This is a genomic window from Anaerotignum faecicola (assembly GCA_024460105.1).
In the GTDB taxonomy this organism is placed as follows: domain Bacteria; phylum Bacillota; class Clostridia; order Lachnospirales; family Anaerotignaceae; genus JANFXS01.
On sequence record JANFXS010000001.1, the window covers coordinates 271106 to 284092 of the forward strand.

A 12987-nucleotide genomic window follows, 5' to 3' on the forward strand; every position below is an offset into this window, starting at 1 on the left:
CGTCAATTAAACATTTCTTAATTTTAAGCCTTGCTGCTTAATATATTTTTACAAATATTTATCAAATCCTCACGGTTAATCTCGTCGCGAACTTTAACATATGCGCCGTAATTTTTAAAATCCGCCTTGTATTCTTCGGCCTTTTCCCCGCTTTGCGGAACGCTTGTCCAACCGCTTGGATCGTACGCCCCTATCATCTCGCCGTTTTCGTCAAATATAGAACCGTAATTAACGGGATCGCATGCGTCTAGTATTTTTTCTTCCCCTTTTTTAAGGACTGCCGGCACGGCTTTTTCTGCCGCGCCCTCGGATTCGGCCGTATTGGCGTTTTTAAGCTCAGACAAGTATTTGTCTTTTTCCCTCAAAGCGTTAAAACTGTTAAATTCAAAATTCCTATATCCCTCGGCAAATTCCGCTGCCTCTTCAATTTCCGCTTCCGGATGCGTCATTTTAAAATATTCTACATCCCTGTATACAACAGCCTCAGCTTCTTTATGGGCAGTAAGCGCGATCCTTTCCGCAAGCTTCTTTTCCGCTTTATTATTGCCGTCTTTAATTTTGGCTCCTGTATTTGAAGGGTTCTGTACGTCTATATTTTCAGTGTGTATCTCCATGGCACAGTCCTCCCTAAAAACACTTTTTATAATATATCGGATAAAAAATCACCCTTCTTAACGTTTATAACGTTAAAAAAGGACGGCGTTCCGCCGTCCCTTTCCGCGTCTATAAATTAAACCGCCTTTTTCAGAGTATTTTTTCTACCAAGCCAAATGTAAACGATAATCCCGGCTGCAATAAGTACCGCTGATAAAACTTGGCTTACGGCAATGCCTGTGTGCCCGATTAAAAGCTGATCGGTCCTCAAGCCCTCAATCCAAACCCTTCCAAGCCCATAGCCTATTATATACAGCGCGCCAATCTGCCCGTCAAAACGCTTATGTTTCCTAAGCAGTATCAAAAATATAAGCCAGCATAAGTTCCATAGGCTTTCATACAGGAACGTCGGATGCACCTGTATATATTCCACTCCGTTAACCGTTACAGTATGCTCAAGCACCTCGGGAGAAATATTTGAAACCTGATCTTTTATATACCTCATTGCAAAAAGGCCGTCAGTGTAGCCCCCAAATGCCTCGCGGTTGAAAAAGTTTCCCCACCTTCCCAACGTCTGACCAAGCATAAGGCTCGGCAGTATTGTATCTGCCATAAGCCAAAAATTCTGTTTTTTAACTCTGGAATAAACAAAACCCGTGGCAATTCCTGCAATAACCGCACCATATATGGCAAGCCCGCCTTCCCTGAAAGCAAATATTTTAAGAGGGTTGTCCTTATACATATCCCATGAGAAAATTACATAATAAAGCCTTGCGCCTATTATACTAAGTATTATGGCATAAAGCGCAAAATCTACATACATATCCGGATCCTGCCCGGAACGCTTTGCCTCGCGAAGGACAAGAAGCGTTGCCAGTATAATTGCAATCCCAATGATAAGTCCGTATTTATAAACCTGAAATCCGAATACCGAAAACGCTACCCTGTTTAATTTTTCAATTTCTATGCCAAGATTAGGAAACCAAACTTCCGGCATTTAAATCCCCCCTAAAATATTATTCAACAACAGAAAGAACGGCGCAGTTACTGTTAAATGAAGTTAAAAGCGTCTCAATATAATCCTTGTCCATGTTCTTAATTACGTTATAACTGTCAAAAAGGTCGCTGTTTAAGCCGCATAATTCAGTCTGAGCCATACATATGGCGTCAATGCTGTTAAAACCTCTTGTAAATCTTCCCAAATGTTTCTTTTTAATCCTTTTAAAAGTTTCATTGTCAATGCCGCTTTTTTTAAGGCAATTAATTTCCCTTATAATGCCGTTTCCAAGTTTTCTTGCATCCCCGCTCTGCCCGGATATAACGCTGAGGCTCACGCCTCCGCCCCAAACATACTGAAGCCCCAAAGGCTGTGAAACAAGTTCCCTGACAAACGCTTTTTCATATGATTTTGAACTTTCCCCCGCTATAATATCCAAAAGCATTTTATAGCCATAAATTTGCTTCACGCCGTTTTCGCCCGGCGAGTGTCTGAAACCTATGTTAAACACAGGAACGGAAAGCCCCATTTTCTTTGAAACAAAATTATTCCCTATTATATCCGTTTCTTTGTATTCTTCCCTGACAACGTCGCTTTCCCTTTCTTTAACCATTTTCTCGGCCGTTTCAAAAACCTTTTTGCAGTCCACATCGCCGCAGACTACTATAGTCATATTCCGCGGCGTATAAAAAGCATTATATGCCTGTGAAAGCGTGTCTGCACAAATCTTTCTAATACTTTCTTCCGTGCCTGCAATGCCATATCTTACAGGATTCTTTTTGTAAAGCTTCTTCAGCATGTTAAAGTATGCGGCCCAGTTCGGATCGTCGTCGTACATTGCTATTTCCTGACCGATTATGCCCTTTTCCCTTTCCACGCTTTCGTCATCAAAATATTCTTCCGTCACCATTTTAAGCAGCGATTCAAAATTATTATAAAAATTTTCCCTGCACGAAAAATAATACGCCGTCTTATTTGCATCTGTAAACGCATTTGAATCAGCCCCGTTTTTCAAAAACTCAGTAAAGAAATCGACGTTCTTTTTTTGAAACATCTTATGTTCCAAAAAATGAGCCGTTCCCAGCGGATGCGAAATTTTGTTTCCGCACGCGCTAAAATTTATATCACAAGACCCATATCTGAATATAACGGCAGCCTGTTTTTGCGAAAACCCATATTTAGGGATTATATAACATTTTGCCCCGGAAGACAACGTATAAATAAACATCCTTTCTTTTAAGGAATTTTCCGTTTTAACCGTAACGCTCATTTTATCCACCTCATACAAGAAAATATTCTGTTTCACACTTCAGTTTTTCAGCCATTTCCTTAACTTCCTTAACGGTTACCGCCTTAATTTCTTCCGCAAATTCTTTAGGCGTATCCGTAATGCCTAAAAGCCGCATTGTAAAACCGTAATTTATAATGCTTGCCGGCGTATCAAAAACAGAATCATAGTTTTTTGAAATATTTTCCTTTGCTTTTAAAACTTCTTCCTCCGTTATACCGCTTTTTATTTCTTCAATAGATTTTTTTATGATGCCCGTAACCTTACTGCGGTCGTTTTTATCAATACCGGCTTCGATAACCATAAGCATTTTATGCTTATTTACAGTTGACCCTATAGAATAACACAATCCTTCTTTCTCCCGTACTTTCGAAAAAAGCAGGCTGCCGCCGCTGCCGCCTATTATTTCGTTTAAAACAAGTATCGAAAGTATATTTTCTTTCGACGCTTCCTCTCCCGTTGAATAACACATACATAATTTGCCTTGATTAAGCCCTTGTTCTTCTTTGACCGTTTTGGCTTCTTTAAATTTAGGTTTAAGGCTTTGCTCGGCGATACGTTTAATATTGCACCTTGTACGTCCGAAAAGACTCTCATATTTTTTCCGTACAGTATTTACATCCTCGCTGCCGACAAAATATACGTCTATAATTCCCGTTGTCAGCAAACTGCTGTAAAATCTTTTCATCATCTGGGGTTTAAGCGCCGCCGCTTCTTCAGCATATCCAAGCCCAGGTATGCTGTATGCGCCGTTTTCCATTTCTTCCGCCATACGTTCAAGGGCATATTCGCTTTTGTTGTCCTTAACCGATTTGATTTCATATATAAGCCTGTCTTTTGCCTTTGAAAAACCCGAACCGGATAAATGAACCGGATAAAATATAACTTCCTTTATAAAGTCCGCCCCGTCGTTAAATGTCCCCGCAACGCTCTCAAAAAATATATAAATAAGCTGCCTGTTTCCTTTTTTTATTATAGAAACGTCAAATACCGCTCCGTTCATTTCTTCAAGCTTAACAGCCATTGCCCTTTGCGACGGGTATTTCCTTGCGCCCGATTTCATAACCTGGGCTGCCAGGGCTGTTTTTGCCGCATTTTCCGCTTTCATTTCGGCCGAAATTAAAACTGCCGTCGTATTTGTTTTAAATTTGCCAGTCTTATAGTAATGAAGATATACCCCTTCGTTTATCTCAAATATTTTAAACATTATTACCGCCCTTTCGTAAAAAGTCCTTTTAATAATTATCCTTCAAAACGGCTTAAAAAATACGTCCCCGCAATACATATCCGCGCTATCCGCAAAATAAAACATAAATCTTGATAGATCATTTTTACTATTGAAAAAATGTCATAATGGTAGTATTATTATATAAGAAATATTATAATTTATATTTTAATAAAACTTATATGGGGGAGAATCATGTTTAGAAACTTAAAAGTCAAGTCAAAACTTTTCGTATCTTTCGGGATAATTATTTTGCTGTACATTATTGCCGTTTTGTTTGCTACAGCAGGTATTTTTAAAGTTGGCGACGGCCTTGGAGATTTTTATAATAATGCATATCCTTCTGTCAGATATGCAATCCAAGCCCAATCGGATACACGCAATATACAGCTTAATGTATACAGGGCGTATGAGATTGACGATCCGGTTACAACACAGGAAATATTAAGTAATATCGAGACTTTGAGCTCAAATATGCAAGATTCGATAAATAACTTAAACAGTTCGTTTACAGGCGATCCCGCGCTTCTTGATAAAGTAAATGAAGCTATGTCCAACACTGCGGCGCCAAGGGCAAAAGTAATGGAATATATATCTGATGATGAAAACATAAAAGCCCTTGCATTAATAGAAGGGGAGTATGCGGATGCCTGCGACAATTTCAACAATGTCCTGCAGGATGTAATCAACGCTTCAATAGCCAGCGCTTCCGATTATTATCAAACGGGAAACAGCGTTGAATTGAACTGCCTTATAATATTGGGCGTTCTTGCATTAATCAGCCTTGCGCTTACTTTTGTGCTGATCGCTGTTCTTACAAAAGCCATTACGTCGCCTATTGCAGAAATCGAAGCGGCTGTCAAAGAGATGTCAAACGGTAATATGCAAAGTGAAATTACATATGAATCAAAGGATGAACTCGGCGAGCTTGCAGAAAATCTCCGCTTTGTTTTACGCACGCTTTCATCTTATATAGAACATATATGTTCACGTTTAGACTCCCTTGCAAACAAGGATTTCAGCGTTGAAATGGATATGGATTATCTTGGAGAATTTAGGTCAATCCAAATCTCAGGAAACCAGATCATAAATTCTTTAAACGATACGCTAAGCCAGATCCAAAACGCTTCCGAACAGGTTTCAAGCAGTTCCGAACAGGTTTCGAGCGGCTCACAGGCTTTAAGCCAAGGCGCAACCGAACAAGCAAGTTCCGTTGAGGAATTGGCTGCAACAATAAATGATCTTTCAAACCAAGTAAGCGAAACATCAAAAGGATCTCAGGCAGTTAATGAATTAATAAATATTACGGCCTCAATTATTGATGAAAGCGGACACCAGATGCAGCAAATGATGGAATCTATGACTAAAATTAACGAAAGCTCCAGCCAAATCGAAAAAATAATTAAGATTATCGAAGACATAGCGTTCCAGACAAATATTCTTTCATTAAACGCTTCTGTTGAAGCAGCCCGCGCCGGAGCTGCCGGAAAAGGTTTTGCAGTTGTTGCGGATGAAGTCGGCACCCTCGCGGCAAGAAGTGCGGAAGCAGTTAAAGACATTGCAGTGCTTATAGGCAATTCTTCCGAAGTTGTTGCAGAAGGTACTCAAATTGCAAACGATACTTTCCAGTCGCTTGAAAAAGTCGTTGAAAATTCAAAACGTATAACGGAAAACATGGAAAAAGTTACAGAAGCTTCAAATATACAAACAGAAGGTATACAGCAGGTTACTTTGGGGGTTGATCAAATATCAGCAGTTGTACAGACAAACTCTGCAACCGCCGAAGAAAGCGCCGCGGCCAGCGAAGAGCTGTTCAGCCAAGCAAGTATCTTAAAAGGCCTTGTATCACAGTTTAAGCTTAAATAATAAAATAAAAAACCCCTTGCCTTTTTATTAAGGCGCGGGGTTTATTTTATTATTTCAAAAACATCAGTATTTAATAATCTTATCAAATATCAAATCATTTATAAGTCGTTTGGCATGGCTTATAACAAATTTAAATTCCAGCCTTATTCCCTTCAGTCAGTTAATTACGACCGCTAATTAAACGCTTCACTTTATAAGACATTATATAGACATTATTTTTTATCCGAAAAACAAAAAATATTAAATTATTTCCATCTTCTAAAATTATGGTTTACCATATTAAAATCTTATGTTCAAAAAGAAATTTTTCATTACCGCACATGATTCTTTTCAATCTAATTATTTAACGGCTATATCGCCTACGCCGTTTAATATAAGCCGCGGCCTGAATGGATAATTGTTTATATTTTTCATCGTCGTAACGCCAGTTAAAACAAGTATGGGATCCAGCCCGCTTTCGATACCCGCAATTATGTCTGTATCCATACGATCGCCAATCATCGCGGCCTCGCCTGAATGTACTCCTAGCATTTTAAGCCCCGTACGCATCATTAAAGGATTCGGTTTCCCAACATAATAAGCCATTTTCCCCGTAGTGGCTTCTATCGGTGCAACGAGGGCACGGCATGCCGGCAATATTCCGTGTTCCGAAGGTCCCGTGAGATCTGTATTTGTTCCTATAAGTTTAGCGCCTTCCATAACAAGGCGCATAGCTTTACATATTTTTTCATAACTGTATGTGTTTGTTTCGCCTACTATTACATAATCCGGATCTATTTCATTTATAGTTATTCCGGCGTCATGAAGCGCATTAAATAGTCCCGGATCGCCTATTACATATGCACTGCATCCCGGATTTTGCCCGCTTATAAATTTAGCAGTTGCAAGAGCGCTTGTATAAAAGTGGCTTTCATCAACATCAAGCCCCATTCTGCTAAGCTTCTGCTGTAATTCTTTCGGCGACTTGCCGCTTGCGTTTGTTAAAAACAGAAATTTCTTGTCCTCTTTATACAGCCATTCTACAAATTCCTTAACTCCAGGAAGAAGGTAATCGCCATGATATATAACGCCGTCCATATCGCATATAAATCCTTTTTTCTGCCTAAGTAAATCCATATATATCGCCTCTCATCTCTTTTTTTACTATTATAGTAAGAGTATATAAATAATTCAATCCAAATCTTGTAAAATATTTATAAACAAAAATTTTTTTCAGTAAAATAGTCTAATTTTATATAATATATTTGTTATCATTTTACAGATATATTATTCAAAAACAAATCCAACAAAAAAGGCGCCGTAAATTAACTGCGCCTTGCCGGCCATTCATGCCGTTGCATCGTTTAGTTTCTGCCGACCTTCGTGATCCATATAATAATTGTCCCTATGTATTAAACTGCTTATCGGAACTATTTCATATCCTTTCTCTTTAAGCCCTTTTATAATGCTGTCGAGAACCTTCGGAGTGTATTTTGCGTCGTTATGGAAAAGTATTATAGAGCCGTTGCCAAGGTGCTTGTGGTTCAAAACTTGGCTTAATTCATGTTCTGTCCCAAGCTCCTTCCAATCTAAACTATCAACATCCCACTGTACCGTATAATATCCCGTTTCCTCGGCCGCCTCAATAACCTTGTTATCATACTCGCCAAACGGAGGCCTGAACAAATCCATTTCATACCCCGTAAGATTTTTAACCTTTTCGTGGGCGTCCATAAGCTCCTTTTTAATCTGTTCTTTTGAAAGCTGGCTCATATGCGGATGCGTTGCAGAATGGTTTCCGAGATCGTGTCCGTCGGCGGCAATCTTTTTAACTTCTTCAGGATATTTATCAACCCAGTATCCGCACATAAAAAATGTAGTCTTAACATCGTTTTCTTTTAGTATCCTCAAAAGTTCATCCGTGTCGTCAGCTCCCCATGCAGCGTCAAAACTAATGGCAACCTTTTTCTCAGGCGTATCTACACAGTAAATAGGCAGTTTCCTCTCGGCCTGTGCAAATGAATTGAAAACCATTTTAGCCGTTGGATTCACAGCAACCAGCGCCGCCAAAACTCCTATTAGTGCGCCGCATGTCACGGCCATTTTTTTGCCCGTCTTTTCATTAGTTGCTTTTTCTTTTATAGTGGCCTTCCGTCCGTTTCTTTTAAAAAGCTTTATGGCTTTCCCAAGATTTATTGTTGTTATCTTCAGTTTTTTTCTGCCGCCACTTGCGTCATGAACTCCGTTCTCTTTGAATTTTAAAGATCTTTTCATGCTATATTCACCTCGTTTAAGTATATTCAAGCATAGGTTTTCCTATTTCTATGAAAATAAAACGGCGTCCGTAAAACTCTCAATAAACGAATAACCATTTTTTACACGTCTTATATCAATATCGGTAACCAGGACTTTCATGACATTCTCTGTCTTTCCTGAACTGCCCATATAACGCGCTAGGGAATGTATTATATAAGGCCTACCGCCGACACAGCCTATATACATCGCCGTGTGGCCTTTAAAACTTAAAACTGTGCCTACAGGAAGCTTTTTAATTAAAAGTTCTTTTCCTTCCCTCTGCATATTTGAAATATCAATACGGCTTACGCCGCTTTTAAGCTGGTTTTCTACATTTCGTCCTATTATTATTCCAAATGTTTTCATAATATCGCATATAAAGAGCGAACAATCGCGCCCTCCAAAATCTCCTCCCCAGCCATAATTGCCTCCGATACAGCTGAAAGCTTGGGAAATAACGTTTTCCAAAGTATATTCCAAATAGCCGTAATTAAATCCTTCGGTAAAAACAGGCCTTATTTTTTCCACTGCCAAAACGCCGGCGCCTTCAACTGCCGGTATCATAAAAAAACCTTCTTTATCCAATGGAATCCTTGTTCCCATATAGAGCTTCGGCAAACCAAACGGCGTTTTTATATCGTCGTTTAAAACAATATAAAATTTGTCCGGCCTAAGATAATATTCCCACAAGTTTCGGCTTGACGTAACTGCAATATCACAGCAAAGGGCATAACCAACAGTACTGACGCCGGCTATGTGGTAATATTTACCGTTATCGCTTATACCTAATATAGCCACAGCTTCAAAAGGATATAAAACGCTTTCGATATTGCTGTCAAATAGCGGCTCTCCAATCCTTTCATCGCAAGGCTGTTTTTTCACCTTTGTTCGTTTTACCACAACTCCCATTCCCATTGAAAACGACAGCTTTTTGAGGTTATTAAGTCCATTTGCAGGCTCGTTAAAGTTCTTCCTGTTTAAACTCAATATCCTTTCTTTGTTTAAAATAACCTTATCTTTGTCTTCAAGCATATTTATCCAAAATGTTTTATTGCCGTAATCTCTCTCCAAAACGCCACCTTCCTTTAAAACCTTTTATCTATATATTTATAGTTCTGCCAACGTTAATTAATGACGTTTTTTTGAATATGCCGTAACTTCGGTTACAATGGCGTACATGATTTTAGCCGACTGCCGCAGTACGCATCGGCGTTAAAACGCTTGCACGGGTTCTTCTGTACGGCAGGCACATCTTTGCCTTGCTTTCATGCCAGTTCCGTCGCTTAAAGCTCTGTAACCTCACAAAGGGAAAATTTTTGCTTTTCAATGTGTATTCACACAGACGCTGAGATTCCTACGGCAAGCGCATGCAGCGCCGAAATACGGAATTTTTTCGCGTGCGCGCCCTTGTAAAGCAAAACTAATATATACCGTCAAAACATAATAAAAATATATCGTTATAATTCTTTAAAATTGAATTATTGACTATTTATTCTCTTTAGTATATAATCATATCCGTATGAGAATGAATATATAAATCCGCTATGGCATTTATATGCCCGGGGCTGATGTTTCTACCAACTGCCGCACAGTTTGGCTATATCATTCCTTTATAGGAATGTTGTAACCTTTTTGCGGCAGTTTTTATATTAAGGAGGAATAAAAATGAAATGCGACGTTGTAATTGTAGGCGCCGGTCCGGCAGGTATATTCACGGCGCTTGAAATGATTAAAAAAAACAGCGGCAGGAAAATCGTACTTGTCGAAAAAGGCAAAGCCATAGAAAACCGGCGATGTCCTAAAAGCGTAACAAAAGAATGTGTAAACTGTAAGCCATACTGCCACATAACGGCCGGTTTTTCCGGCGCGGGGGCGTTTTCAGACGGCAAACTTTCGCTAAGCTGTGAAGTCGGAGGCGATCTCCCAATGCTTATAGGAGAAGAAAAAGCTCAGGAAACAATTAACTACACAGATAATATATATCTTGAATTCGGTGCGGACAGCCATGTTGAAGGAGTAGGAAACAAAGAGGAAGTTAAAGAAATAAGAAAACGCGCAATCCAAGCAGGCCTTAAACTTGTAGACTGCCCTATCAGACATCTCGGCACTGAAAAGGCGCAGGAAATATATTTAGCTATAGAAAAATATCTTTTGGAAAACGGCGTTGAAATTCTTTTCGGTTTTGAGTGTACAAACCTTAACCTTGATGGCAACACATGCCGCGGAGTTTATATAGATAACGGCAGCAAAAGCATAGAGGTTACGGCTGACGATATTGTAATTGCAACAGGCAGGCGCGGGGCAGACTGGCTTGAAAAAATTTGTTCCCAACACAATATAGCCCACCAGCCCGGAACAGTGGATATAGGCGTGCGGGTAGAAGTGCGCAATGAAATTATGGAAAAAGTTAATAACGTACTTTACGAGTCAAAACTTATAGGGTATCCGAAACCATTCAAAAACAAAGTCCGCACTTTCTGTCAAAATCCGGGGGGATTTGTAAGCCAGGAAAATTATGACAATGATCTGGCAGTCGTAAACGGCCATTCGTATAAAGAAATTAAAAGCGACAATACAAACCTCGCTATACTCTGTTCTCATAATTTTAACGAACCGTTTAACCAGCCGATAGAATACGCGCAGAAAGTCGGCGAGCTTACAAATATGCTCGGCGCCGGACATATACTTGTGCAGAGGTTTGGCGACATACTCGACGGAAAACGCACGTGGCAGAAAGAACTCAGCCAAAGCAATCTAAAACCATCCCTTCCAGATGCTGTTGCAGGAGATATTACGGCGGCAATGCCGTATAGGGCTATGATAAATATAATAAACTTTATACATTCCGTAGATCATGTAGTGCCGGGTTTCGCCGCTACGGAAACACTGCTGTATTCCCCTGAACTTAAATTTTACAGCAACCGTGTAAAAATGGATGAAAATTTTAACACAAACATAAATAATCTCTATTGTTTAGGCGATTCCAGCGGTTGGACCCGCGGGCTGATGATGGCTTCCATAATGGGAGTATTAATGGGCCGTCGTCTGGCTTAATAAAAAAGGCCTGCAATCTAAATTAAATTGCAGGCCTTTTTGAATTTACAATAAATTTCATATGTTGAAATTTATTAAACTTCAAATTCCACATGCGTTAAAACATCTTTTAAACGCGGTTTTAATAATCGTTTTCCTCTATTTTAGGCGCGGAACCAAATCTGTCATTATTTTTCCGCAAAATGATTCTATCGCTTTTTCCTAAAAACATAACGTCAAATCCGTTATATTATTCCGCTTTTTAATATTAATCCATTACTTAAGCCATTTTTAGCCGCAATATTATATATCTCTGAAATATCATATATACTGCACTATTTATATACTTTAATCAGCACAGGAAATCATACCAGTCCCAATCCATATCCATAATGCAGGAAATTGTTTCCTCTTCCGGAAGTTCCAAAAGTTCAAATTCCACTTTAAAATCATGATAGATCTCGCCGTCAATCAGCGCCTTTCCCGTAAGGATATAATTTTTTCCGTTTCCTTCAATATACTCACATGTCAAAGTTACGTCGTCATCTTCAATTACAACAATGTCAAGGCCGTTTTTTCTGTGTTCATCGCTAAAATATTCTTTCATACCGCATCGTCTCCTTTAATAAAACTATATCAACTTTTCGTCCGTTTATCAACAAAATTTTCCTTTTACAGCTACCATACTTTTTGATATAATCATATAATATGGAGGAGTATATATGAATTATATTGTTTTGGATTTGGAATTTAATCAGCCCTACAATTTTAAAAACGGTAAACGTACTGTGCTTGAACCGAAAGTTCCGTTTGAAATTATACAGTTCGGGGCTGTTAAGCTTGACAATAACTTTAATATAACAGACAAATTCGATTATTTCGTTAAGCCACAGATTTACAGCCGTCTTCATCCAATAGTTGAAAAAATAACGGGAATAACCATTGACAAGCTTGAAAACGGCAATTCTTTTTTAACGGCTTTTGAAAAATTTACAGCGTTTGCAGGCAGCGAATCAGTGCTCTGTTCCTGGGGTGCGGACGATATAAAATCCCTTTACAGGAACATTATCTACTATAAGTGCAATCAGGAAAAAATCACAAAAAACTATATTAATATACAGGAAATAGCTACAAAGAAACTCAACTTTGAAAGCGGCAACTCAATCGGTCTAAAAGCCGCCGTAGAATTGCTTGAGATACCTCAGGAAATACCGTTCCATGACGCTTTAAACGACGCTTATTATACGGCTCTTGTATTTAAAAAAATCATCCCCGAAACATTTGATATAAAAACATTAAGCCTTTCGGAACTTGAACCGAAAAAATCAGGCCAGTCTAAAACAAATACTAAAGCCCTGCTTAATTATTTTGAAAAATCCCTTGAAAGAAAATTGACAAGCGAAGAAACGGCAATAATTAAAACAGCTTACAAGCTCGGTCAAAAAAGAAGCTATGACGCCAAAAATAAAAAAACGATACTATAATTTAATAGATAAAATTCAACAGACTTATAAAAACATGTTATAATCTTATAAACCGATTTTCCGAAATCATATGCTATCTTCAATGCACATTCATACCCGGCGTATACAGATTGTATTAAACTTTTATAAGGATGTATTTTAAATCAAAATCAAACGCCGCTGTATTTTCAGTTAATAATAAATAACTGTAAGCAGCGGCGTTTTATAAAGTTCACTTTATTTTTTA

The 12987-nt window shown here is 38.7% G+C and carries 11 protein-coding genes; 3 read left to right on the top strand and 8 right to left on the bottom strand.

Annotated elements, in window-relative coordinates; all coding sequences use genetic code 11:
* Window positions 1-23: 23 nt before the first annotated feature.
* The 4 genes from NE664_01210 to NE664_01225 all read right to left on the bottom strand — a co-directional run bounded on the left by NE664_01210 (window position 24) and on the right by NE664_01225 (window position 4086).
* On the bottom strand, window positions 24-614 hold the full coding sequence (locus NE664_01210) for a hypothetical protein (protein MCQ4725281.1): 591 nt from the start codon (window positions 612-614) through the stop codon (window positions 24-26).
* 116 nt (window positions 615-730) lie between these two features.
* A complete protein-coding gene (gene lgt / locus NE664_01215; GenBank protein ID MCQ4725282.1) occupies window positions 731-1591 on the bottom strand; it encodes a prolipoprotein diacylglyceryl transferase in 861 nt (286 codons plus the stop codon).
* A gap of 19 nt (window positions 1592-1610) precedes the next feature.
* Window positions 1611-2861, bottom strand: a complete 1251-nt coding sequence (locus NE664_01220) for an insulinase family protein (GenBank protein MCQ4725283.1) — start codon at window positions 2859-2861, stop codon at window positions 1611-1613.
* A gap of 10 nt (window positions 2862-2871) precedes the next feature.
* Complete coding sequence (locus tag NE664_01225; GenBank protein MCQ4725284.1) at window positions 2872-4086, bottom strand: insulinase family protein; 1215 nt, start codon at window positions 4084-4086, stop codon at window positions 2872-2874.
* 213 nt (window positions 4087-4299) lie between these two features.
* On the opposite strand from NE664_01225, the gene NE664_01230 reads away from it, so the two are divergent.
* Window positions 4300-5970 (top strand): methyl-accepting chemotaxis protein, encoded by a 1671-nt coding sequence (locus NE664_01230; protein ID MCQ4725285.1) that lies wholly within the window; start codon window positions 4300-4302, stop codon window positions 5968-5970.
* Window positions 5971-6309: 339 nt separating this feature from the next.
* Here NE664_01230 and NE664_01235 read toward each other — a convergent pair whose 3' ends face one another.
* From NE664_01235 to NE664_01245, 3 genes are all read right to left on the bottom strand, one after another.
* A complete protein-coding gene (locus NE664_01235) occupies window positions 6310-7086 on the bottom strand; it encodes an HAD-IIA family hydrolase (protein MCQ4725286.1) in 777 nt (258 codons plus the stop codon).
* Window positions 7087-7296: 210 nt separating this feature from the next.
* Window positions 7297-7983, bottom strand: coding sequence for a polysaccharide deacetylase family protein (locus tag NE664_01240; GenBank protein ID MCQ4725287.1), 687 nt, complete (start codon window positions 7981-7983; stop codon window positions 7297-7299).
* A gap of 288 nt (window positions 7984-8271) precedes the next feature.
* Window positions 8272-9315: an NlpC/P60 family protein gene (locus NE664_01245; protein ID MCQ4725288.1), complete on the bottom strand. Its 1044-nt coding sequence runs from the start codon at window positions 9313-9315 to the stop codon at window positions 8272-8274.
* A gap of 594 nt (window positions 9316-9909) precedes the next feature.
* Here NE664_01245 and NE664_01250 point away from each other — a divergent pair.
* Complete coding sequence (locus NE664_01250; GenBank protein ID MCQ4725289.1) at window positions 9910-11298, top strand: FAD-dependent oxidoreductase; 1389 nt, start codon at window positions 9910-9912, stop codon at window positions 11296-11298.
* 331 nt (window positions 11299-11629) lie between these two features.
* On the opposite strand, the gene NE664_01255 is transcribed toward NE664_01250, so the two are convergent.
* Window positions 11630-11884 carry a hypothetical protein gene (locus tag NE664_01255; protein ID MCQ4725290.1) on the bottom strand — a complete coding sequence of 85 codons (255 nt, stop codon included), beginning with the start codon at window positions 11882-11884 and terminating at the stop codon, window positions 11630-11632.
* 115 nt (window positions 11885-11999) lie between these two features.
* Between NE664_01255 and NE664_01260 the strand changes: the two genes are divergently transcribed.
* Window positions 12000-12761 carry an exonuclease domain-containing protein gene (locus NE664_01260; protein ID MCQ4725291.1) on the top strand — a complete coding sequence of 254 codons (762 nt, stop codon included), beginning with the start codon at window positions 12000-12002 and terminating at the stop codon, window positions 12759-12761.
* The last annotated feature ends 226 nt before the right edge of the window (window positions 12762-12987 follow it).